General features: G+C 33.8%; 22 protein-coding genes. 14 read left to right on the top strand and 8 right to left on the bottom strand.

What is annotated here, in order from left to right:
* Positions 1 to 159: 159 nt before the first annotated feature.
* The 3 genes from dptF to dptH are packed head-to-tail and all read left to right on the top strand — an operon-like array spanning position 160 to position 9069.
* A complete protein-coding gene (gene dptF, locus CKJ95_RS12340; RefSeq protein ID WP_180271495.1) occupies positions 160 to 2493 on the top strand; it encodes a DNA phosphorothioation-dependent restriction protein DptF in 2334 nt (777 codons plus the stop codon).
* A 2-nt stretch (positions 2494 to 2495) separates the two neighbouring features.
* A complete protein-coding gene (gene dptG, locus CKJ95_RS12335) occupies positions 2496 to 3899 on the top strand; it encodes a DNA phosphorothioation-dependent restriction protein DptG (RefSeq protein ID WP_180271494.1) in 1404 nt (467 codons plus the stop codon).
* Positions 3880 to 9069 carry a DNA phosphorothioation-dependent restriction protein DptH gene (gene dptH, locus CKJ95_RS12330; RefSeq protein ID WP_099353724.1) on the top strand — a complete coding sequence of 1730 codons (5190 nt, stop codon included), beginning with the start codon at positions 3880 to 3882 and terminating at the stop codon, positions 9067 to 9069. The genes dptG and dptH overlap by 20 nt, the downstream gene beginning before the upstream one ends.
* Before the next feature lie 35 nt (positions 9070 to 9104).
* On the opposite strand, the gene CKJ95_RS12325 is transcribed toward dptH, so the two are convergent.
* The 3 genes from CKJ95_RS12325 to CKJ95_RS12315 are packed head-to-tail and all read right to left on the bottom strand — an operon-like array spanning position 9105 to position 11696.
* Positions 9105 to 9476, bottom strand: coding sequence for a DndE family protein (locus tag CKJ95_RS12325; protein WP_099353723.1), 372 nt, complete (start codon positions 9474 to 9476; stop codon positions 9105 to 9107).
* A gap of 4 nt (positions 9477 to 9480) precedes the next feature.
* Positions 9481 to 11496: a DNA sulfur modification protein DndD gene (dndD, locus tag CKJ95_RS12320; RefSeq protein ID WP_099353722.1), complete on the bottom strand. Its 2016-nt coding sequence runs from the start codon at positions 11494 to 11496 to the stop codon at positions 9481 to 9483.
* On the bottom strand, positions 11496 to 11696 hold the full coding sequence (locus CKJ95_RS12315) for a DNA modification system-associated small protein (RefSeq protein WP_099353721.1): 201 nt from the start codon (positions 11694 to 11696) through the stop codon (positions 11496 to 11498). The genes dndD and CKJ95_RS12315 overlap by 1 nt, the downstream gene beginning before the upstream one ends.
* Before the next feature lie 334 nt (positions 11697 to 12030).
* On the opposite strand from CKJ95_RS12315, the gene CKJ95_RS24030 reads away from it, so the two are divergent.
* Positions 12031 to 12300 carry a DNA topoisomerase family protein gene (locus CKJ95_RS24030; protein ID WP_099353870.1) on the top strand — a complete coding sequence of 90 codons (270 nt, stop codon included), beginning with the start codon at positions 12031 to 12033 and terminating at the stop codon, positions 12298 to 12300.
* A 37-nt stretch (positions 12301 to 12337) separates the two neighbouring features.
* Here the strand turns inward: CKJ95_RS24030 and CKJ95_RS12305 are convergent, their stop codons facing one another.
* The gene (locus CKJ95_RS12305) at positions 12338 to 12835 is read right to left on the bottom strand and encodes a hypothetical protein (RefSeq protein WP_099353720.1); all 498 of its coding nucleotides are present in this window, start codon (positions 12833 to 12835) and stop codon (positions 12338 to 12340) included.
* A complete protein-coding gene (locus tag CKJ95_RS12300; RefSeq protein ID WP_099353719.1) occupies positions 12810 to 13319 on the bottom strand; it encodes a hypothetical protein in 510 nt (169 codons plus the stop codon). The genes CKJ95_RS12305 and CKJ95_RS12300 overlap by 26 nt, the downstream gene beginning before the upstream one ends.
* Before the next feature lie 398 nt (positions 13320 to 13717).
* On the opposite strand from CKJ95_RS12300, the gene CKJ95_RS12295 reads away from it, so the two are divergent.
* The 5 genes from CKJ95_RS12295 to CKJ95_RS12275 all read left to right on the top strand — a co-directional run bounded on the left by CKJ95_RS12295 (position 13718) and on the right by CKJ95_RS12275 (position 16311).
* Positions 13718 to 13948, top strand: coding sequence for a DUF1659 domain-containing protein (locus CKJ95_RS12295; protein WP_099353718.1), 231 nt, complete (start codon positions 13718 to 13720; stop codon positions 13946 to 13948).
* Between the two features lie 36 nt (positions 13949 to 13984).
* Positions 13985 to 14200 carry a DUF2922 domain-containing protein gene (locus CKJ95_RS12290; protein WP_099353717.1) on the top strand — a complete coding sequence of 72 codons (216 nt, stop codon included), beginning with the start codon at positions 13985 to 13987 and terminating at the stop codon, positions 14198 to 14200.
* Between the two features lie 60 nt (positions 14201 to 14260).
* Positions 14261 to 14431: a YvrJ family protein gene (locus tag CKJ95_RS12285; RefSeq protein ID WP_099353716.1), complete on the top strand. Its 171-nt coding sequence runs from the start codon at positions 14261 to 14263 to the stop codon at positions 14429 to 14431.
* A gap of 196 nt (positions 14432 to 14627) precedes the next feature.
* A complete protein-coding gene (locus CKJ95_RS12280) occupies positions 14628 to 15638 on the top strand; it encodes a DUF3231 family protein (protein WP_099353715.1) in 1011 nt (336 codons plus the stop codon).
* Positions 15639 to 15819: 181 nt separating this feature from the next.
* Positions 15820 to 16311 carry a GyrI-like domain-containing protein gene (locus tag CKJ95_RS12275; protein ID WP_099353714.1) on the top strand — a complete coding sequence of 164 codons (492 nt, stop codon included), beginning with the start codon at positions 15820 to 15822 and terminating at the stop codon, positions 16309 to 16311.
* A 93-nt stretch (positions 16312 to 16404) separates the two neighbouring features.
* On the opposite strand, the gene CKJ95_RS23370 is transcribed toward CKJ95_RS12275, so the two are convergent.
* On the bottom strand, positions 16405 to 16560 hold the full coding sequence (locus tag CKJ95_RS23370) for a hypothetical protein (protein WP_180271493.1): 156 nt from the start codon (positions 16558 to 16560) through the stop codon (positions 16405 to 16407).
* Between the two features lie 304 nt (positions 16561 to 16864).
* On the opposite strand from CKJ95_RS23370, the gene CKJ95_RS12270 reads away from it, so the two are divergent.
* On the top strand, positions 16865 to 17242 hold the full coding sequence (locus CKJ95_RS12270) for a nuclear transport factor 2 family protein (protein ID WP_099353713.1): 378 nt from the start codon (positions 16865 to 16867) through the stop codon (positions 17240 to 17242).
* Between the two features lie 44 nt (positions 17243 to 17286).
* Here the strand turns inward: CKJ95_RS12270 and CKJ95_RS12265 are convergent, their stop codons facing one another.
* Both CKJ95_RS12265 and CKJ95_RS12260 read right to left on the bottom strand, forming a co-directional pair.
* On the bottom strand, positions 17287 to 17919 hold the full coding sequence (locus CKJ95_RS12265) for a LysE family translocator (RefSeq protein ID WP_099353712.1): 633 nt from the start codon (positions 17917 to 17919) through the stop codon (positions 17287 to 17289).
* A gap of 191 nt (positions 17920 to 18110) precedes the next feature.
* A complete protein-coding gene (locus CKJ95_RS12260) occupies positions 18111 to 18296 on the bottom strand; it encodes a hypothetical protein (RefSeq protein ID WP_099353711.1) in 186 nt (61 codons plus the stop codon).
* Positions 18297 to 18621: 325 nt separating this feature from the next.
* Here CKJ95_RS12260 and CKJ95_RS12250 point away from each other — a divergent pair, with 325 nt between their 5' ends.
* The 4 genes from CKJ95_RS12250 to CKJ95_RS12235 all read left to right on the top strand — a co-directional run bounded on the left by CKJ95_RS12250 (position 18622) and on the right by CKJ95_RS12235 (position 23957).
* Positions 18622 to 19332: an RraA family protein gene (locus CKJ95_RS12250; protein ID WP_099353710.1), complete on the top strand. Its 711-nt coding sequence runs from the start codon at positions 18622 to 18624 to the stop codon at positions 19330 to 19332.
* A 275-nt stretch (positions 19333 to 19607) separates the two neighbouring features.
* Entirely contained in the window at positions 19608 to 20462 is an 855-nt protein-coding gene (gene licT, locus CKJ95_RS12245) for a BglG family transcription antiterminator LicT (protein ID WP_257215783.1), read from the top strand.
* 146 nt (positions 20463 to 20608) lie between these two features.
* On the top strand, positions 20609 to 22486 hold the full coding sequence (locus tag CKJ95_RS12240; protein ID WP_099353709.1) for a beta-glucoside-specific PTS transporter subunit IIABC: 1878 nt from the start codon (positions 20609 to 20611) through the stop codon (positions 22484 to 22486).
* Positions 22487 to 22559: 73 nt separating this feature from the next.
* Positions 22560 to 23957 carry a glycoside hydrolase family 1 protein gene (locus tag CKJ95_RS12235; RefSeq protein WP_099353708.1) on the top strand — a complete coding sequence of 466 codons (1398 nt, stop codon included), beginning with the start codon at positions 22560 to 22562 and terminating at the stop codon, positions 23955 to 23957.
* Positions 23958 to 23978: the final 21 nt, after the last annotated feature.

Below are 23978 nucleotides of genomic sequence, written 5' to 3'. Positions count from 1 at the left end.
TTTACAAGAAATAAACGAACCCTTATTCGTATTTTTTGATAAAAACTATTATATGTGAGTCGAAAGAATGTCCAAACTGGAATGATATGTTAAAATGGAAGTGTAAAATGACTAATTATTTGCTTAATGAAATAAGTTCATTAAATGGAGTGGAAACAGTTGGAACAACAATATCTTTTTAGGTTTATGGAAGCGTTAAATAAAGATGCTGCTGAAAATGCGAAAGAAATAGAAAATAGTATTTACGAAGATCCAAAAGGTTGTGTTATTAAAGCCCGTTTATTTGCGGAGGAGATAATTAAGGATGTTTTAGGAAGAGAAAATGTTGATTATTCAAATCTTCCAACACATTATGATCGAATATCGTACCTTACTAGAGAGGGTATAATTAATCGAGAAATACAACAAACACTTACATCAATTAGAATTGTAGGGAACAAGGCTGTTCACGAAGCGTCCTTTAAACCTGATATTATCGAAGCTATTAAAATTTTCAAAGAGATGTATAAATTAGGGGTTTGGTTTACCGAAGTTTACTCTGCAAATATTGAAATTCCTAAATATAGAGATCCAAGTCCACCAAAAAAAGGATTTGAATTAGACGATATACAGTCACTGATAGAAGATGCTCTTCGTGGAAAATTGGGACAGTATCTTGACCTTACTAAAAAAGAGGAGAAGGATGAAACTTTTTCTGATCAAATCAATGAAGAATTAGAAAAATCAAAAGAACAGAGACTAGATAAAGATGATAATAAAGAGACACTGTTTCCTTTGGATTTATCAGAGGGTAGAAGTTATTTGTTAAGAGAGTTAAAAAGACTTAGGGAATCTTCTCAGGAAGCAGTAGAAAACGCAAATTCATTTAGCAAGTTTAAGGATTATATGCATGTGAAGAGGGAAATACAAAATGACTTTGAAGATATGCTAAATAAAACCCATGATTCGGTAAATGCAGAATTAATTTTATTATCAGGAAGTGTAGGAGACGGGAAATCCCATTTACTAGCTTATTTTAACGAAAAGTGGCCAGAAATCATCAAAAAATACACAGTACTAAACGATGCAACAGAAAGCTTTAGTCCAAATAAAAACGCTATTGAAACACTATCTGAACTACTGGATGGTTTTTCAGATCAAAAAATAGAGCAATCAAATGATAAAGTGATCCTTGCTATAAATTTAGGAGTTCTTCATAACTTCCTTTTACATGAACATGAAGGTAAAACTTTTAACAAACTCAAAGAATTTATTGATGCAAGTGGGTTATTTAGTCAAAAGGTTACAACAAAGTTTAGTAAGGACGGGTTTAATCTAATTGGTTTTAGTGATTACCAAGCGTATGAACTTACAGAAAATGGACCTAAATCATCTTTTTATTCGCAAATCTTTAGTAAAGTTTTTACAAAAGATAGTAATAATCCATTTTATTTAGCGTATGAAGAGGATTTAAAGAGGAAAGTTAACGGTGTTATACATGAGAATTTTGAGTTTTTAATGGATGAAAATGTTCAAAGTGAAATTATCCAATTAGTAATTCAAGGCATTGTCCGAAATAAATTAGTTATTTCTGCGAGAGCTTTTTACAATTTTATTGCAGATTTGATTATTCCGGAATCTTATACAGAGTTATCCGATTTTGAATGGAATGCATTTGAAAAATTAAATCAAACAGTCCCTAGTTTATTGTTTACAAGAAAAGACAGGTCTGTAATTTTAAAAACAATCTCTTATTTAGATCCAATTCATTTACGTTCCCAAGTGATAGATCAGATAAATATTGATATAAATACTTTGAGTGATTGGGGTACAATCATTAAAAAATACACATTACACTCGTTGGGAAAAAAGTGGTTGGAGCCTGTATCTAATCAAAATGAAATACCTGAAGAGTTAGTTTATGAATTTAGCAAATCGCTGGTTAGATTAACTTACTTAACAAATAAAGAGTTTGCAAAAGATGCGGTTAAACCTTCATATAAGAATTATATGAAGTATCTTTATCATTTTAATAAGGCTGATAAAAAACAAGTTGAGTCATTCTACAAAGAAGTCATTCAGACCATTTTTAAATGGCGTGGAAGTCCGCAAAATGGATATGTTTATATTAATAAGCCAAATGAACGTTTTAGAATTGCACAGGCATTATCACCTAAACCAAGTATGGCACATTTAGTTCCTATTAATGATGAAGTTCTTACAAGCTTTAGACAAACCTTTCATGTGGTGTTTACTGGAAATAACAATGAGAAAATAGAATTGGATGTTGATTATCCGCTCTATGATCTCTTATCAAAAGTCTTAAAAGGGTATTGTCCAAACAAAAAGGACGAAGAGGATGCAATAAAATTTGTTGAGTTTTTAGACCATATAATGAAGTTTGGTAATCAAAGTGAAGCAGTACTAATTCATATCCCTTCGGAAAATAAAAAATATACCTTATCAAAGGGATTATTTGGTGGTTATGAGTTCAAGAAGGAGCAAGGCCAATGAGGTTGTTAATAGAAGATCTAGAAAAATTAATAAAAGAGAAAAAAAACAGAGACGGAGTCATCCATGATACTGGAAATATTGAGAGTATCTTGCCTTTCAATTCCAGTAGGAAAACAACTGTTATAAGAGATAGATTTCAAAAGGTTTTAGGAGAATTTACTAGACAAATTTCTGATTTGAAATTAGATAAACAAAAAGATTCTGATGAGTTGGAGTATGAAGAGGCTGATCCATTAGTTTCTCGAATTTCGGAAAAGGTTGAGTGTGAAAATGATGATATTCGATTGGATTTAAATCATTTTTTACAATCTCACCTTTTTGGTCAAGACGGTGATATAAAATCAATTCATCCGTATATTTTTAATTACTATCCATTATCTAATGAGAAAAAGAAGGCATTAAGGAACGAAGAAATAAGGATCGCTAAATTCTCGTTTGATATTTTGGTTGATGAGTCAACAAAGTTTCAAGATGTATTTTTAAATAAAGCTGGCGAAGATATTCTTACAACACTAGTCCTTGATAATTTAGGGTCACTACAAAAACAAAACAATAATTCAACCAAGTCGTTTAGACCTTTATTAAAAGTAGTCTCAGATTTGTTTAAAGAGGATTTTATCTATATCAGTAAATACAGAGATTATTTTCTAGAGCATTATCCAGATCTAGTTCAATTTTATTATTTTCTTTATCTTTCACAGATCACATTGAAGTTTTCGAAATTTGATAGTGCGGATTATTCAAAGGTTGAACCATTGTATTTTGCGCTTGATTGGGAGTCTTTAAACAAAAGAAGAAATGCAGCAAGTGTTGGAGGATACAAGAGCTTGAAAGAAAGAACAAAGGATCTCTTCGTTCATATTCACACTCTTTCCCAGTTAAGTCACAATACTAAAAATGAGGATGGGGAAAGATTTTTTACCTATAACGAGTTAAATGAATTCTTACAAGATGACAAGGATTGTCAAGAATTTATTCAAAGTATTAATCAATGGGTTCATAAATATCATGAAAGAGCTCATTTGAAATTTGAAATTAATGAAAAAAACACACTTTCAGAGGCATTTGAACAATTATTTCATTGTTTAGAAGAGGGTATGAGTACTCAAGTAGTAAAAAAATACGGTGAAGCAGTTGAGGATGCTGCAATTGGAAAATTCCTTAAAGCAAGAGGAAATCTTGGCTATACCTTAAACTTAACTCAGGATTTTGTACTTTTACTAACTGCGGTTAGTGTGAAAGATGACAGAATTCCACTTAAGAAACTATTCGAGGAATTTGAAAAAAGGGGAGTTGCGTTAGATCGGTATTCTGTTAAAGAAGTAACGGAACTTCTAGATAATTTAAATATAATAGAAAAGAAAAGTGATAGTGGTGATGCTCAATATGTTAAACCAATACTATAAGTATTTAAGTGATGTTTTGTTAAAGTTTTTTAAGGAAACTGAAATAAAGCCAGGCGATCGTTTTTATTTGCAATTAGATACACATGGTGAAGTTGAAGAATTAGTTGAAGTTTTTAAAAATCATGAAGATGCTATACCTTTTACTTATCAACACAATATGGGTGAACCCTATAGTACATTTGGAATAAATATAAACAATGTCAATCTGGTGTTCGCTAATACATCTAGTAATGTTAAGCCTGACTTTTTAGTAACATTAAGAAATCAAGTAGGGGAACAACAAGGTGTTTGGGAGAAAACTGCACTATTTAGTATAGTTTCGGAGCAACTTGATAGTATCGAAGGAGGTAGTAGTAATCTTCAAAAAGAAGGAATGCCGCTACATCCAAGTTCGTTATTTCAACAATTAAAAACAGACATTGAAAAGAGTAATTTAACGTCAACTGAGGTAATTATTCTTTTAGATAATTTAAAGCGATTAATGGATGACCATTTTTTTCAACAAGTAACATTACTTGATTTTGAAGAAATATTTGAAGTGCTCTCAAAAGGGAAAGTAGAAGATAAAGATTACAAGAAATTTGGTTTGTTTAAGGATAATGAACTTTCTACGTTAAAAGGAAATAAATTAAATGATCGACTAATGAAGAACAGAGAATTGTTTGAATATGTTCAAAAAGTTCATGATTTTGGTGGTTCTCTTGATGAAGAATTAGGACAAAAATTCACTCAAAAAGGTGTTCAGGAACTCAAGAAAGAAGATTGGGCCGAAGAAAGTTTCTCAGATATTGCAAGATTTGCTGAAGAGAAAATAAAAGAAAGCAAAAAAACAAAAGTAGAGTTGAAAAAAATAAGTATTGATAAAGAACTTGTTATTTGGGATCGCGCACTTTCCGAAACTTCTGCTGGGCAAAGAAAGCGGCAGATAATAATTTTTAATCCAAACCAAGAAGAATCAGTATCACTTCATGTGAATTTTGAAATTGAAGGAAGTGAAGTAAAGAGCTTATCCAAGGAATTTTTCACTATTTCAAAAGGTTCTGACGTTACACTAAATGTCGGTAAAATTAATGCAACGTTTGAGATACCTGCATCTAAGGATAAAACAACCTTTATTAAAATTGCATATAAACACGAAGGTAAAGCATCACTGGGAAGCGAATTTCATATCGCAATCTTCCCATGTAATGAAGTTACATTGAAAGATCTGAAAACTAAGTATTTTGTAAACGTAAGTAATAATTGCCTTGAACTTGAATCAGATATAGAAGAAATCAAATTTGGTGATGGTTATAATAGTGAATCAATTGAAATTGTAAGTGCGGATGAAATAATTCAAATTCCTGAAGATACTGAAATTACATTAATACCTCAACCAGAAGCTTTTGATGATGATGACCAATTATTAATCACTGTAGAAGATAACGGTTGTAGAATTCCGATTCGATTAAAAAATGACTTACCTGAAGCAACACCAATTACAGGAATGCGAATATGGAAAATGAAAAGAGAAGAAGCAAAAGACTTTAAGTTTCAAAACAATAGGCTGATGATTGGGAATAATGAGTATTATACTCACAAGGAATATAAAACTTTTTTTGAATGGGAGCAAAAATGGGTAGAAAACAATATTCAATCAGCCATTCTTGATTCGGAAGAAGTCGTTCCAGTTAGTCTAGAATTAAATGAAGACCTGCGGGAAGCTTATAGTAGGTTTATACAATATTTTAGAATTAATAGCATACCTAGCTTATGTTATTATTCCGACGAACTAAAGAAACGTGCACAAGATTATCTACAAGAATATTTAAGGCAAATCAAATCCTTCGAAGAGGGAAAAGCCCCTGGAAATAAAGGAAGAAATTTAAATAAACTAGGAGTAATGGTTGCAGCTAACGAAGTTTACTTTACGCCTTTCCATCCGATTGTGGTTGCATATCAACTATATTTAACTGAAAAGGTTGGACAAGAACCAATAGATAATATGATTCTCAGTCGTCTTAAACCTGATTCGTTAATTCCATTTATTTACAACGATCACGATCAACTCTATAAGCCAGATAGCCAAAGTCATGCACCTGAATGGATTCGATTTAAACCAGTGCGAGAAGTAACAGTATCAGATGCAAGTCAGTATCTCGCAAAAGTAGTTCATGAAAAGATTACACAGTTTGAAGAACACTTTGAATTTTTATTCTTAAGTGATTCAAAGGCACCTTTACAATTAAATGTAGTGAATATCACAAATGATAAAGAAATCCTCAGAGGTATTGTAAATTGGATTATTGAGAAAATTGAGGAGAAAGGTCCTGATGAGCTTAAACCAGTAGAAGTATCACTTTATATGGATATCAGCCAGCAGAGTGCTTTCGATGAATTTTCAAGGATGGAGAAACTTGAACAAGTTAAATCATATTTAAATATTAATCTTAAGTCATCTAAATATGATGAATCAGATATTCTCCGATTTATTAGAGAAAATTTATTTTATTTTAAGCATAGTAATGATGAAAAGTCTTACAGATATGGGCATATTTCATTTTACAAAATGCATGCACAACAACATAGGGCACATCTCCCTATGAAAGATATGGTTACTGGTATTTCACTTGATGGGGTATTTTCCACTGTCCCTTCTATGAAAGGTGAAGAAAATTATCGGAGTGGGTTTGGTATCAAAGGTTGCCAGATTGATGATAATATTCTATTACAAACTGCCTTTTTTGCTAATGAACTTGCTGCCAATATGTTTAATGGAGGAAATGATACTTACAAAAAAGGTGAAGGAATTGTTTCGCGTACTGATATCGAAGATGAAGAGACATTATCTAAGATTTTTGATGCATCCTATTGGGTAACTTTTATTGATCCAAGTGTTGATTTAGAGTTCTTTCAAAAATATGATCGTAATTTAGTTGTCATACATTATAATGATCAATTTACTTCTTCAAGCAGATATGATGCAATAACTGTAACCGATAAGTCTAACCAGTTTAACTCTGTAATCAAAGAAATATTAGTAAATAAAGATATTGAGGTAACTGAAGAAAATATAGTGAATACAATTAAAGCTTTTAATACATTCAATGGGGAATGGTTATTAAGAATAGCAGGAAGTAAAGGGCATTTTGATAGAGAAAAGCTGAGTATTATTTCAGCTATTAAATATTCGTTAGCCTATTTTAACCACCCTAAGATATTATGGGTTCCTATTTCCCTAGAAGAAATATTGAGGGTTGCCGGTGCTGTTAGCTTAAATAAAAGAGAAGGGGTATTTACAGCTAAAAATTTAGGGGTTACTGGTAAACATAGTGATGACTTACTACTTGTAGGATTGGAACATGGAGATACCTTAAAACTTCACTACTATCCGGTAGAAGTTAAGATTGGGAATAACCCAAGTGGTGTATTCGAAAAAGCAAAAGAACAGATTTATAACACCCGTAAGCTCTTTGATAATGAGCTTATCTATAAAGATGGTAAAAAGACATTTAAGAATCAATTTTACAGAAATTTCTTCGCACAAATATTTATTGCAAATGCAAAGAAAATTAAACAAAGTGAACTTTGGGACGAGGGGGATTATAAATTATCTGAAGAAATTATAGAAAAACTTCTTTCAGATGATTATGAAGTGTCTACAGATCTAAAGTCACTTATAGGTGAAGGTGCAATCATATCTTTCCAGAAGGATGCTTATTTAAGAACTTCAAGTTTGGAGGATAATGTTACAATACTAAACCTGACATTGCATGATGGCTTTGAAGGTATTGTTAAATCAATTCAGAATCTAACAGAAAAAATCCAGACAGGAAAAACGGACTTTGTAAAAGAAAGACTAATTTCATATAACTACAAATATGAAAGAAGTAGTGAACAAGAAACGAATTTCGAAGAAAAAATCGATCATGTGTCTCAAGATAATGAAGAATCGGATCTTAATATTATTGACAGTTCTAATTTAGATAATAAACAAACCACTGTGGTTGTAGATGAAAATGACGGCATTGAACTTCCTAATGATAATGAAAGAACGGATTCAACACCCCTTGAAAAAGTACGCATTCTAATTGGAAAAGCTTTAAATTCTAATAAACAAATTTACTGGGAATATGGAAATAAGAATCTTGCGAATCGTCACCTACTGATTTCGGGTAACTCAGGTCAAGGAAAAACATATTTTATGCAATGCTTACTTTTGGAAAAAGCAAAGCAAGGAATTTCAAGCATAGTTATTGACTATACGGAAGGTTTTTTACCTAATCAATTGGAACCTGAATTTGTAGAATACCTAGGTAACAATTTAAAACAGTCTGTTGTCTATAATGAAAGGTTCCCAATTAATCCATTTAAAAGAAATGTTCGAGATATTGGGGGCTTAACATTTCCGGAAAATGAAACAGATGTTGCGGAAAGAATTAAAAGTGTGTTTGGGGCAGTGTATAGTACATTAGGAATTCAACAATTAAATGCAATTTACGAAGCAACAATAAACGGTTTACATAAATATGGAGATAGTATGGATCTACAAAAGTTAAAGCTGGAGTTGGAGGAAGAGGGTTCAAATTATGCAAAAACAGCTTTATCACAGATTCGACCATTAATTGATCGAAATCCGTTTAATAATTCTTCAGAACTAGATTGGAAGGAAATAATTGAAAGTGATGGTCAAGTATTTGTAATCCAATTAACAGGTTATCCAAGAGATGTTCAATTGATGATTACAGAATTTATCTTGTGGGATTTATGGAATTATGCAGTAAGAAATGGTAATAAAAATATTCCTATGCCAGTGGTAATGGATGAGGCGCAAAACCTTGACCACACTGAAAACTCACCTTCTGCACGGATTTTGCAAGAGGGAAGAAAATTTGGATGGTCGGCTTGGTATGCTACTCAATTCTTAAAATCACAGCTTGATGCAAGTGAACTTGCAAGACTACAGATGGCAAGTGAAAAGGTGTACTTTGCTCCACCAGATCAAGAAGTATCTTATATCGCAGGTAGTTTATCCTACAATCCAAATGATAAAAAGGAATGGGAAAAAAAACTATCTTCTCTTAAGAAAGGTCAATGTATTGTAAATGGTCCAGTGTTAGACGATCGCGGGGAATTAACGCAGCCTATTGTAACAGTTGTTAATATTACTCCATTGTGGGAGAGAATTTAAATAAAAAAGGTATCTGCATACTGCGGATACCTTTTTTAACCTAATATCTTTATACGGTAATCTTCCAATGTGCTAAGAGATTCAATTTCATCCTTAATAATTCTTAAACCGTATTCAATATATGCCAGTAAATATTGATGAATTTCCTCATCATTTAAGGACTTCCCAACCTCATTTATAATTAAATGTTTAAAAAGGATAAATTCTTTATCCCTTATAATATTATCGGGGATTGTCCATTTTGCTTTATCATCTTTAATTTCATTGTTAATTACTCCATTTGAAGCTGAGAGACCTTTTGAAAAAGCAATCTTCACACCAAATGGTCGTTCAATCTCTAATGTTTCACAAAGATTGTCTAATATCTCTTTTCCTGTACCTGTAAGATTCATTCTTCTATTTGCCATGATTTCACAACCTCACAAAGTTAAAATATCCATCACGAATAATGGTATATTTTTTGTCTTCATCATAATCCAGCATATATTGTTTGTACGAGTTATTTTTCATTAAATCAACGTATTCTTTTGTAATTTCGGTATCAGTTGAGAGAATGATAACCTGTTCACTTAAATGCTTATAGTAATGATTGATTAAATGATTTCTATGATAACTATCTAGCCGTCCAAGTGGAGTATCTATAACCATCGGTAATGAAAGATCAGACGCCTTGGTTAACGCCCAAATTAACGCTGATGAGATCATCTGCATTTCACCAGCTGACCTATCCTGTATACTGATTTCTTGATTGCGATCATTAAATAATCGAATTGTATAAGAGTCAATATCAAATTCGATCTTACCAAACTCATCTTGCTTTCGGAATAATTTTACTAACATACTTGAAAATTCATCTTTAATAAAGTTAGCTTTCATTATTGTATTTTGAGTAACATATTCATTAAGTGCTTTTATTATCCTATTAATGTAGTCTAATCGTTCTTTTAGCTCTTCATATCCGGATCCTTGTTCAGCTAATCTTGTTAATTGATTTAAGATTGAGCTTTTCTTTTCTTTTGCTTTGTTAATCTTGTTCATGATAGCTCTATGTTTTAAATTTTGTTCACCAAGCTTTTTTACTAAAATATCAATTGCATTATTTTCTTTTGTAATGTCGACAGATTCCGGTGCGTTTCGTATTTCAGTTTCTAGATCGTCCATCTGTCGATTTAATTTTTCTATTTTATTAATCAATTCGATAATATGATTTTTGTCTTTTACTACTAAATTCAGTAAATATCCCTGGTCATTACTTGATATGTCGTGAATCTCTACAAAACCATTTGGGATACCTAAATTAATATTGTTTTCTTTTGCCCATATTTCTTCTCCAATTCTTTTTATCTGCTCTAATTGTTCAGTTGATAGGGGAGGGCTTATATCCTTATTCAGCAATTGGTTCATAAAACTTCGATATGGAGTTAATGAAGCTTCTTGCATGATTTTTTTATATCTAATATCTTTTTCGAGTTTTAATTGTTTTTTAAGGTTAATAATTTTTTTATTTAAGATAATATTAATTGCGTTTTCCTTAAAGTAACTTTCGAAATCCTTTTTTGCTAATTGTAATTCAGTGCTTATTTTACCTTGTCTATTAATAATTACTTCTCTGGATTTCGAATTTAAAGTAAGTTTGTCGTTTCGGGCTTTTTTTGCATTGTCAATCAATGATTCGAGCTTATTACTTTCCTCGATAGACTTAGACTTGCGTATTTCAAGTTTGTTTAATTCTTCCTCTACTTCTGCTAGTTCAGAATTTAATGAATTAAGTTTTGTCTGGCTTACAGCCTTTGCTAAACCTTGTTCCGTAGTAATTTTGATCGACTTTAAATCACTTAACAACTGTTTATATGCTTCCATTCCAGTGATTTTATGAATGGCTTCTTTCATTTCTGAACTGTTTTGTCTTAAGATAATATCTTTAATTTCTTCCCCGTCAAAAATAAAAAAGGGAGCAGCATTATAAGGGATAATCTTATCAATAATTCTATTAAAAGCCTCGATATTATCGATTTTAATCTTTTTACCATGTCGATTTCCGGCTTTTCTGATTGAAAGGGATCTGTTCTCGTTTAATAACCTTTTATAGTTATCGAAACTCCACTTAACTTGAAGTTCCCAATCTTCGCCCCTATCTGTTTCAAGGACGAGTGAAACAGAACAATCTCTGCCTCCTTCGTCAAAAAATGAATTATTTATTGTGTTTGAGAATAAACGTTTGTGCTCCTGTTCAGTAATACCTCGTTTTCCAAATAAAACATATAAAATAGCTTTTAATATAGTTGTCTTCCCTGCACCATTTAAGCCACCGAGCAGAATTATATTTTTTTCTTTTTCATTCCTAATATCGCTAGGGATATAGAAATCAATTTCTTGATGTCCATAGTATGTTTTATAGTTGTCGAAAATTAACTTTTTAAATAACATTAGTCATCACCTTTATTTTGTTTTGCATAAAAGCTGATTAAATCAGTGTACTCCTTCTTTCTGGCTCCGGGAGATAAGTTTTCATAGGAGAACTTTTCAGCTGATTTAATAAACTGGTGTAACATCTTAATTGGCAAATTATTTTCTTTTGCAACTTTCGCCAAAAGCTCTAATTCCTTTTCCTTCAAAGTAGAATTCATACTATCACCTTTAAAATATATTTTAAGCAATATTCATTTTATGCTTACAATATTATATTAACAAAGAAAAAGTATATCTACTAGATTGGGACTATTATTAATAGTGAAATTTATTGAATTTTGTTGAAAAACCTTTCCTTTTCAGTAATAATTCCCTATTAATAATCAAATAATGTAATTTTTTGTGTTGTAATTCAGGACTATAGAAGGTGTACGTAGTACAAGTGTCTCGGAGGGGAAAGATATGGAACTAAAGGGACTAATAATAACTGCATTCCTAATCATAATAGGTATACCCAAAGTTAAAGGATTCCTGGGTAAAGCATAAGTGCGTATGTACTTAAACAAACTAGTAAAGAGAGAAACCAAACAGATTGCTAAAAAACTTGAGAAAACATTGAATGTTGGTGGAGACAAGAAAAAGCAACATGTTAAGAACATTAAAGATTCACAACGATTTTATCAATATAAAATTAACGCAAATATGTGCCCAAAATGTGGTTCGGACCTGGTTGAACGTAAGGGGAAGTACGGCACTTTTTTAGGTTGTAGTAATTACCCAAAATGTAAGTTTGTTGTGAATAACAAACAGGCAAACTTGTAGTAGACAGCTATTATTTGTCTTGTCTACACTGCTGCTGCTAGCCATAAGCTTTTCCAAAACAACCCTTTCTTCGTTTTAAAATCCAGTACAAATAAACGGATTTGTCTAGTTGTCGGTCAGTATCCAGCCAATCTGATATGCTCTTTTTCCGGATTGGCTTTGAAAAGGTTTGTTGATGATTTTGCATGATACGGGCAAATTTAATGTTTGATTGCTTACCTGTTTGGAAGCCTTTGATTATCCAATCCCTAAGTTGAACCTCTACATTGCTCCACCTCTTAGAGTTATTCTCTTGAGACCTTATCATTGCTACAAAATCTAGTTGGCTGTTTATGACAGTACAGCATGATATTCTTCTTTTGGGAATATAATTCTCAATTTTTCCAAGTCCATCCTGTTCAGAAATTCTAAAATGGTCTTCTTCGTTGTCATCAGAGAATCTTGAAGAAGAAGAAGTCTTTGATGTAATCTCTGTAGTAATCTTTGTGTAATCTATGGTATTGCTCTGCTCAAATTGAACACCTCGTCTGCTCATTTTGAACAGATGGACAGTCCATATTGAGCAGCTGGTCTCTCCCGTTTGAACAAATCGTCTGTTCTTCTTGAACAGTCACGGGTGTGTCATAGTCCACGTTAGAATCCTCGTTGTTTGGTAGTTCTGTTTCTACGCCCATTAGTTCTTCCAGTGCTTCATAATTAATTGAATACCATTTGGTTCGGTCTATTTTCATTTTATTAAACTGTTTTGAACATAGAAAACCGTTGTTTTCTAAATAAGAAATAGCTCTTCTGATTGTACTTTTTGAGAAAAACGGGAATTGTTCAACTAGCTGGTCATATGTAAAATAAACCCACTTTCGATCTTCACGAATGTTTTTACTCCGCTGAAGCCAGTAGTGAAGTTGCTGTAAGATAATACTTTTATTTAAGCCAATCATAGTTGCAAGAGAGGTCGGGATAAATGGATTTAAATTTGGTAAGTGAGATGGCAGTATTTGAGTTTGATGGATTTTTGTCATAAGGTCAGAGATTTTATTGTGGATTACAAGAGTAGAGTAGCGAAATATAGCCACTTCTAAAGTAAGTAAATACTAGAATAAACAAAAAGTAAACTAGCAAACGATTTGTTTTGTAGGAAATTATAAAAAATTCCTTATTTAGACACATCTTTGCTCGATTTACGACACGTCCACGATACGTTAATGACTCGTACCACGATACGTGGACAAAAAGAAAAACAAAAAGAAAAAGAAAATAAAAAACAACAACTACATTACCCATATTTAGATAATGATCTAAAAGGGGAGAATCCTCCTGAGTTTTTTCTTGCGTAAACTTTATTCATTTTTTAAATAAATCAGATGCCCCTTTTTGCCCCTCACCCTTCTATAACAATAGTGTAAAGGAGGTGAGGGACATGGCAGCAAAACAGGAAATTCTAGATACGCAGTTACGTCTAGTGTTTGAAAACGGTGTGGATGGTAAGGGTAAGCTCATCTATAAAAATAAAAACTACAACAACATTAACCCTTCTGTAACAGCGGATGATTTACATGCAGTTGCAACAGCAATCATCGGTCTTCAAACATTAGATCTATCCGACATTGAGCGTAATGATAGCTTTATGTTAGTAGGCATTGCTGAGTAATTTTTAAGATGAATTTTTAGAAAGGGGGAATAACGAATGGCAAAAACACTAGAAATGCAGTTTACGAATATGGCTGGAAAAACAGCAACCGTATCGATTGAAAATCCAGTGGAACCTGTAGATGTGGTAGCTCTTTCTGCAGCAATGGATTTAATCGTAGCAACGGATGCGTTCCTAACATCTGGTGGTCCTATGGTATCGAAAAAAGGCGCACGTATTGTTGAACGTAATGTTGAAGAAGTTCAACTTTAATTAAAATGAGCCAGCTCTCTTTTGGGAGTTGGCTCTACTTTTAGAAAGGAGGAAATGTGGGTGGAGGAACTATTGCCTTTTATCCAAGAGGTTGGCTTTCCTGTTGTCGTGACATTCTATCTGCTACATCGAATCGAATCAAAGCTTGATAGTGTCATAGACTCGATTCAAATGCTGCCACATACCATGAAGGCCAGCCCTCCATTAGAGACGAAGAAGAATATATCCTAAAAATGGGGACATCTGACTGATCAATGAGTCAGGTGTTTTTTTATAGACTTTATAAGTGAGATATCGTAGCACTGTCCAAAGTCACAACTTATTTCGGTGAAAAAATATATAATTGGGTATTCTTTTCCAGAATCTGGGCAATGTATTAGTGCGATTACATAATTTGGATATTCTTATTAAATTGGAGGTTACAACATTGAGCCAAAAAAATCCTATTAATGTTTCAGAAGTAGGCACCCTTTGGCAGACATACCTAGAAAAGACGCTGATTATGAGGTTTTTGGAATACTTTATTGAAAAAGCGAATGATCAACAAGCTCGGAATTTACTAGGAGGTTTGTGGCAGGAGCTGGATTTTTATGTAAAAGAAATGGAGGGAATTTTTAAAGAAGAGGGTATGGTAAAACCTGTCGGATTTACAGCAGATGATGTCCATCTGGATGCACCTAAGCTATATGATCATGGATTTGATATCATGTTTGTTCGAGTGTTAAAGGAAGTTAGCATGGGCCTTTACACCTTAAATATGAACATGACCTACAATAAAAGAGTGATGGCAATCTATGAAGGTCTTACAACGATCACCCAAAAAATTTATAAACTTGCAACTTCTTATTTACTTGAAAAAGGGATTCTTTCTCCACCTCCAATCGTTACTTTGCCGAGAACGGTAGAGTTTATCAAATCGAAGAAGTACTTAGATGGATTTAAACTTACCGGTGATAAACGACCATTTAATGACCTCGAAGTCGGAATCCTGCATCACACGTTAGAATCTAATAATATAGGGATGCAGCTTATTACCGGGTTTGCCCAATGTGCTCAAAACAAAGAGGTAAAACAATATTTTCTGAAAGGGAAAGAACTGGCTAAGAAGCAGATTAAAATTATGGAAGATATGCTTCTAAAAGCAGATATTCAACTGTCTGCAAAATCTGGTGCAACGGTTACGAAGTCCACCGTACCTCCTTTTTCAGATAAGTTAATGATGCACTGCATCTACATCCTTAATGGATTTTCAATTGTTGGATCTGGGACAGGTGTATTCTTCAGTTTGCGGAATGATATTGCAATGAAAGCTATGCTCATTTCTAAAGATATTTATTTATATGCGCGAGAAGGGATTGAGCTCAAGATCAAAAATGGTTGGTTTGAAGAACCTCCACAAATTGAGAACAGAGCCGAAATTATAAAGGGGAATGAATAAGTCCTTAGGGGAGAATACGAACCTAGGATGAGTATTTGGAAAAATGTCTATAAAAGTACGGCAAGCGTTGATCCAAGGAGGGATTAACGCTTTTTATGTGGAAGTAATTATATCAGTGGAATTAGCATTTTACGAGAAATAGGAAAATTATAAATATTATTTTGGAAAGGTTGTAGATAAAGTGAGTTATGAAATTATTAAATTACCAGGCTATCGGGCAGTAGGATTAAAATGGGAGGGTACATTCTCTGAGATTGTGCCTAAGCTAAAAAACGTGATTCATCAAGCGGAAGAGCTTGCAAAAGAGATAGATTACAAGGTGAATCCCGAAGTTCAATTAGGTCTATCTAATCATGTAATTGAAGATGGATTCGTGCACTATGCAGTATATGAAGTAAGTGATAAGCAGGAAATTCCTGAAGGGATGATTGATATAGAGGTTCCTGAACTAACGTATGTGAAAACAACACATAACAAAGGAGAAGATATTCAGAAGACATACACGGATCTACATAAATGGTTATTCGAAAGTGAGTATATCCCATATAGGGAAGAGGGTGTAGATTACTATGATCCATATATGCCAATAAAACATGAATATTATCCAGTTGATCGTGACCCTAGTGATCCGCATTTTGATATTTATATTCCGATTGTCAAAAAGCCGCAATAAATGTGTGGCGGACAGCTTAGCAAACTACTCAGGCCTCAAATCTCAAGGAACTTTTAGTCGTTTTTGAAGTTAGGTTTCCCATATCAGTGTGTATCAGCTTTCATCATTCTTTCGAGCAAATGCACCGCCTTCACGGATGGTTTCAGCTAATGCACGTTCGGCGAGTAGTTCCGCACTTATTTCTTCTTGATACTGATTTTGAGGGGATTTGTTTTTCTGTTTTTCTTGGGATTGTTTCTTGTCTGTCATTGTTTATTCCTCCTTTCTCTTGTTAATATGGTCTCTTTAGGAGGAAAAAACATACAGGTGTTTTTGTTAATTTGAACTGGGAACCGCTATTTTTTGTGTTATTGATATGTTCCGTTTCGGCATCCAATATAGTGTAGAAGTAAAGTATTACGTTAGATACGTATCATTTAAGATGTCTTAAAGCCATGCTTTTGGGACATCTTTTTTTACGAACTAAAAGGAGATGCTTCAATTTTTGTTGAAGTTATTCTAGTGAGAAGTTTACGTATCGTATTTAAAAAGGTAGCAAAAGGAGGAGTAGAAGTTGGACGATATAAAAGAGATTTTACATAGCTATTTTAAGGCTTGGAATGAAGGTTTTATAAGCAAGAATGGTGATCAGATTCGAGAGTATATGTCAAAAAGTTTTGTCGGATACTGGGCACACTCAAATATTGATCAACCTGACCCGTACTACTATGATTATGATCTTGAGCGTTCGTTGAGACAAATGGATCATGCAGAAAAAAACTTTAATGTTTTTTCAATCACACCACGTAAAAATGGAAATGAATACTTAGTTTCAGGAAGAGAAACCAATGTCATAAATGGAGAACCGTATACGGCTCAATGTATGTTTGTGTGGAGAAAAGAAGGTAATGAGTGGAAACTATTGAGGGAATACATCGAACTAGAAAGGTGAATTTTAACGAACAAAAAAGTACCATACTTTAAACGTATGGCACTCTAATTATGAGCCTTTTCTAGGGCTAGTTTTATACCAAATCCAACTAAGACTGTACCTGTGATTCCTTCAATGATCTTCTGTGATTTTGGTTTTTTCATAAAAGCACTGACCTGGTTGATTAGTAAGACATAAAGAAAAAACCAGATGGCGGTCAATACAGTATACGTAATTCCCATTAGTAGAAATGGAATGAAGGTATGGCTTCCAGCGTCTACGAATTGAGGCAAAAAGGTTAAGAAAAAGACAGCAACTTTGGGATTTAGGATATTGGTTAAAAACCCTTGTTTAAAACAAGATGTATGTGCAAACTGACTTTTTGCGTTGGAATCAACGGTGGCTGCTTCTTCCTTCCTCCTCAATGACCATAATGTTTTAACACCTAGATAAATTAAGTAAATCGCGCCAACATATTTGAATACAGAGAATAACAAGGCAGATTTCACAATGATGGCTGAAAGTCCGAATACAGCTGCAGAAGTATGGATGAGGAGGGCACAGCAAGTGCCTAAAGCTGTTTTTAGACCTCCGCTTTTCCCAACGGTGAGTGTATTTTTTGTAGCAATAGCAGTATCAGGACCAGGTAAAATAATGAGAAAAATACACATAAGAACAAACAGATAAACGTTTTCCATTCTATTCTCCCCATTCTAATTAAAATCAGGTCAGACATGTGATTCTTACAGTATATTATATAGAATGGTGGTATTAATTGAACAGAAAAATTTGTTTGATATCTTTTAATAAAAAAGTTTAAATCCTAAAATATGAAAACTCACCAATGATGGTGAGTTATTTAACCATATCTACTTTGGGCAATTAAAAATCATTCCTTAATCTCAATTTTACGGTTTTTAAATGAACCTGAATGCTCCAGTGCGATATGTGCATCAATCGATTTTATACTATCTTCACGAAGTAAAGTATCTTGATTTTTTAGCTTTTTCCAATCAGCAGTATACTTTCTGAAAAGCTGGTGCTCTAAGTTTAAAAAATCGATATCATGCTCCAAACCTCATCGAACCCATGCATCGCGTTTTCCTGTTGTTAGCAAATGAGGCATGATGAGCACATGATTCGAAATACCAATAAAAAGAATAAGTACAAATAATAACTGAGTACGAGAGAAAGTCATCCCAACACCACCAAATTAATTCCGATGCTGTTAGGATTTGTTTGTGTTACCAAATTATGCATAACGTGAAGAATCAAACGAGTAAAGAACATTATCCAACATGGAATTTATCGCCTTTTTCGTATAAATCGTATAAGTCCTAAATATTATCTATTAAGTGTCGTGAAATGCGGCGTGTAGATGAAGGGAGAATGAAAGGTGTATGGGTAATGTAGGCTTTCGAATACATAGTGAGTTTGAACGACCACTTCGTAATTTGGTTGATGCTTTTAAAGGGATTCCCGTTGCGAATATTGCAGATAACATGAACCGGACATCCTGTATTGGTAGAAAAATTAGACCATACAATACCACACCACTCATTGGGAGTGCTTTTACAGTAAAAACAAGACCTGGTGATAATTTGCTGTTACATAAAGCGATTGATTTGGCATCTCCCGGCGATGTCATTGTGGTGGATGGACAAGGAGATACCACAAATGCATTAATTGGCGAATTAATGATTACCTGGGCACAGAAACGAGGAATAGCCGGATTTATTATCGACGGAGCGATTCGAGATGCGGGAGTAATCAAACAAATGTCGATTCCTGTGTATGCAGCGGGTGTAACGCCTGCTGGTCCATATAAGGATGGACCAGGTGAAATCAACATTCCGATTTCTTGTGATGGTGTCACGATTAATCCAGGTGATATTTTGGTCGGGGACGACGATGGTGTTGTGGTCATCAATCCTAAAGATGCATCAGAGATCCTAGAGAAAGCACGTAAAACGGTAGCAAAAGAAGCAGAAATAATAGCGGCAATCAAAAATGGTATCTGGGACAGAACGTGGGTGGATGCAGCACTTCTTGAAAAGGGGTGTGAGTTTATTGATGCTATTAAAAAGGAAGGTAATACAGGGGATGGATGATTCGGTCGAACCTGTTGTTGTAAATGCATTTCGCAGCAATGGAATTAAAATAGTATAATTAAATAATAAATATTTTATCAGCCATAGAGGTGGGAGTCTTCTAGGGCAGAAGAGAGTTCATTTATAAACAAATAGTTGACATCGTTTTCATTTGGGGATAATATAAATACACAAATAAATATATTAATTGGATTGTTACTGTTCGGCAGGCTATACCAATTTATAATAGTTTTGTAGCAAGGCGTTGTAAATTAAAGTAAGGAAGATGTCAAGCTATGAGTGGTACTATGAAAATTGATAAAGTCCTAAACAATAATTTAGTTCGTTCTCACAAAGATGGAAAAGAAGTCCTTGTCATGGGTAAAGGCCTTGGTTTTAAGAAACAAGTAGATGATGTAATCGATGAATCACTAATCGAAAAAATTTATATCATTGAAGGCGAAGAAGACCAGGGAAATTATCTAGAAGTACTGCTTTCAAATATTCCATACACATATGTCCGTACAACAAATGAAATTATAAAATTTGCTAGTAATTCCCTTAATAAAAAGCTTGATGATACAATTTGGTTAGGTCTTACTGATCATATTTATCACGCGATAGATCGAGCTAAAAAAGGTATTACTGTTCGTAATGCTTTATTATGGGAAATCGATCGATTTTATAATCACGAGTACTTAATCGGTAAGGAAGGTTTAAATATTATCGAAAAAAGACATGGTGTAAGATTACATGATTCTGAAGCGGGTTTTATTGCAATTCATTTAGTTAACGCACAAATGGATGATACCGTAAAGATTCAGGAAACAATACAAATGACTAAGAGACTTAAGAAAATTTTAGATATTGTCAAATACCATTATGGTGTTGATTTGAATGAAAATTCCATACACTATGAAAGGTTTATGACACATTTAAAATACTTTGTTCGAAGATTAAACAGTGGAAAAGAGATTATCAGAGATGATTTAGGATTTATCGATGTTATTAAGACAAAGTATCCTAATGAATATAAATGTGCCAAACGTATTGAAGAATATGTTTATAATGAAATGAATTGTCGGTTGACAGATGATGAGATTGTTTATCTCGCCATTCATATAAGAAGAGTCACCGATGAAAGTATATAACAATTTAATAGGATACAATGGGATTGTTACGTAAGGCTATACCCACCAACTTTGGAAAAGAAATGTTGTGATTTCTTCCATAGATGGTGGGTTTTTATTTTTGCCTAAAATTAAAGATAAAGGATATTAATGAGGGGGAAAAACTCATGGATTTTAAGGGTCTTGCCACTACGATTTTGGAAAATGTTGGAGGAAAAGAAAACGTTTCAGCAGTCTCACATTGTGCGACACGTCTCCGTTTTAATTTAAAAGACGACAAAATAGCAAATATAGATGTACTTAAGGCAACAAAAGGTGTAGTTGGTGTTGTAAACAAGGGTGGACAGTTCCAAGTCATTATTGGAAATGATGTTTCAAATGTATATAAAGAACTCTCCAAAATAGGGAATCTAAATGATGCTAGTTCAGATACACAAGATGAAGAAAATAAAAGCACAATTGCAAAAATTTTAGATACCATTGCAGGTATGTTTGTTCCAATTGTCCCTGCACTTGTTGGTGTCGGTATGTTAAAAGCTGTCATTGCACTACTGGTTACTTTTAAATTGGTGACAACTGATTCACAAACCTATCAAATTTTGAATTTTATGGGCGATGCAGGATTTTATTTCTTGCCAATCCTCTTAGCATCTTCAGCAGCTAAGAAATTTAAAGTGAATCAATATATTGCGATGGTGATAGGTGGAATACTTGTTCACCCTGCATTTATTTCAATGATGAACACAGCAAAAGAAACAGGGGAAGGCATTTCTTTCTTTGGTCTTCCAGTTTCCATTGTTACGTATTCATCATCTGTCATTCCGATCATTTTAGCCATTTGGTTTATGTCATATGTTGAACCATTTGTTAACAAAGTTGTTCCTAAGTCAGCTCGTTTCATTCTAGCACCAGTATTGACAATTTTAATTGTTGCACCGGTTACATTAATTGCGATTGGACCATTAGGAAACTTTCTTGGTGCCGGACTTGGTTCCATTATTACTTTCCTTAATTCACACGTAAGTTGGCTTGTTCCAACATTAGTTGGAGCATTTACTCCTTTATTGGTCATGACGGGTATGCATTACGGTTTAATTCCAATTGGTATTAATATGCTAGCTACAGATGGTTATGACACAGTTGCTGGCCCAGGGATGATGGTTTCTAATATTGCCCAAGGTGGAGCAGCGTTAGCTGTTGCACTACGAACAAAAAATACTGAAATTAAAGCATTAGCAACTTCAACTGGTTTTACAGCTGTTTTAGGGATTACAGAACCAGCCCTTTATGGTATTAACCTGCGATTTAAGCGACCATTAATTGCTGCCATGATAGGTGGGGGAGTTGCAGGTCTGTTCATTGGAATTATGGGAGTTGGTAGATATGCACAAGTTGCTCCTGGCCTACTTGCACTTCCTGCTTATATCGGGCCAGACAGCTTTACTATTTTAATCTATGCAATCATAGGTTGTATCTTAGCATTTGTCGTTTCATTTGCCGTATCATTTATTCTTGGCATTAAAGAAGATGATGAAGTAGCACTTAAACAAGAGAAATCAGAAACAAAAGAAGAAAAAGTTGTAAATATCGTTTCAAATGACGTAATTTTTTCACCGATTAAAGGAAAGTCTGTTGAACTTGCAGAGGTCAGTGATGATGTTTTTGCTGAAGGTATCTTAGGAAGAGGAGTCGCCATTATTCCTGAGGAAGGAAAAATCTTTGCACCAGTTGATGGATCCGTAACGGCGTTCTTTGATACGCATCATGCTATAGGGATTACTGGTAATAATGGGTCTGAACTACTGATTCATGTCGGTATTGACACAGTAAAACTGGGTGGTCGTTATTACACACCAAAAGTAGAAAAGGGACAAACCGTTAAAAAAGGCGATCTATTACTAGAATTCGATATTGAAGGAATTAAAAATGAAGGGTATGACATTATTACACCTTTTATTATTACAAATTCCTCAAATTATTCGGATGTCTTAGGGATTACCGGAAAAAATGTACAAGTTGGAGAAGCGTTACTAAAACTGGCGTAATTTTATTTAGGGGATAGTTGCTTATAAAAAGCAGCTATACCCTTTCATTAATAAAATGGAAGGATGAGCAAAAATGGGTTTTCCGAAGGATTTTTTATGGGGTGGGGCAACAGCTGCGAACCAAATTGAAGGAGCATATGTTACAGACGGAAAAGGGTTAAGCACGGCTGACATTATGACAGTAAGTGAACATGGTGTTCCACGCCAAATAACGGATGGGGTTATAGAAGGGAAGTATTATCCAAGCCACAACGCGATTGATCACTATCATAGATTTGAAGAAGATATTGCTTTATTTGCTGAAATGGGATTTAAAAGCTACCGCATGTCCATTGCATGGTCGCGGATTTTTCCAAACGGAGATGACCAAGAGCCGAATGAAAAAGGGTTACAATTTTACGATGATATTTTTGATACTTGCGAGAAATATGGAATTGAGCCTATTGTGACGATTTCCCATTTTGAAACACCACTAGGCTTACAAAAATATGGGTCATGGGAAAATCGTAAAGTCGTTGATTTTTATTTGCAATATTGCCAAACTCTTTTTACTAGATTCAAAGGAAAAGTCAAGCTTTGGCTTACTTTTAACGAAATTAATGTCATGTCAACAAAAGCTTGGATGGCCGCGGGAGTTAATCGAGATGATGAGCAAGCACGTATGACAGCTGCGTTTCATCAATTTTTAGCGAGCGCGAAAGCTGTACAACTAGCACATAAAATAGATCCGAAAAATAAAGTTGGCATGATGTATTGCGGACATATTGCGTACCCAGCAAGTCCTGACCCAGAAGATGTACAAAGAACAACTGAATTTATGCAAAAAATGTTGTTTTATTGTGATGTTCAGTGCCGTGGTTACTATCCAGCCTATAAATTAAAAGAATTTGAACGTGAAGGAATCACATTACCTATCCAAGAAGGCGATTTAGAAGAATTGAAGAAAGGGACAGTTGATTTTATTTCCTTTAGCTATTACATGACTCATGTTGTGGGTAAGGAAACGACGCTCAAATTTAACGGGCTAAATGGCGTAAAAACAGGCTACAAAAACCCACATATACAAGTTAGTGATTGGGGATGGGGGATTGACCCGAAAGGCCTTCGTTATTTATTGAATGTCTTATATGATCGTTATCAACTTCCATTAATGATCGTAGAGAATGGTTTAGGTGCCGTTGATAAGGTTGAAGATGATGGAAACATTCATGATTCCTACAGAATAGATTATTTAAGAGAACACTTAAAAGAAATGAAGAAAGCAATTGATATTGATGGGATACCTGTAGTGGGCTATATGATGTGGGGACCAGTTGATTTAATTGCAGCAAGCACGGGTGAAATGAAAAAGAGATACGGATTTATTTATGTAGATGTGGATGATCAAGGTAACGGCACATTTAAACGTATCAAAAAAGATTCATTTTATTGGTACAAAAACGTGATTGAGTCAAATGGGGAAAATTTATAGAGTTTTCGAGAATAGATCCTG

This window comes from Fredinandcohnia onubensis (genome assembly GCF_002734285.1).
In the GTDB taxonomy this organism is placed as follows: domain Bacteria; phylum Bacillota; class Bacilli; order Bacillales; family Bacillaceae_L; genus Ferdinandcohnia; species Ferdinandcohnia onubensis_A.
The sequence above is the reverse complement of the archived record's forward strand: the minus strand, read 5'-3'. Positions and strand labels throughout refer to the sequence as shown.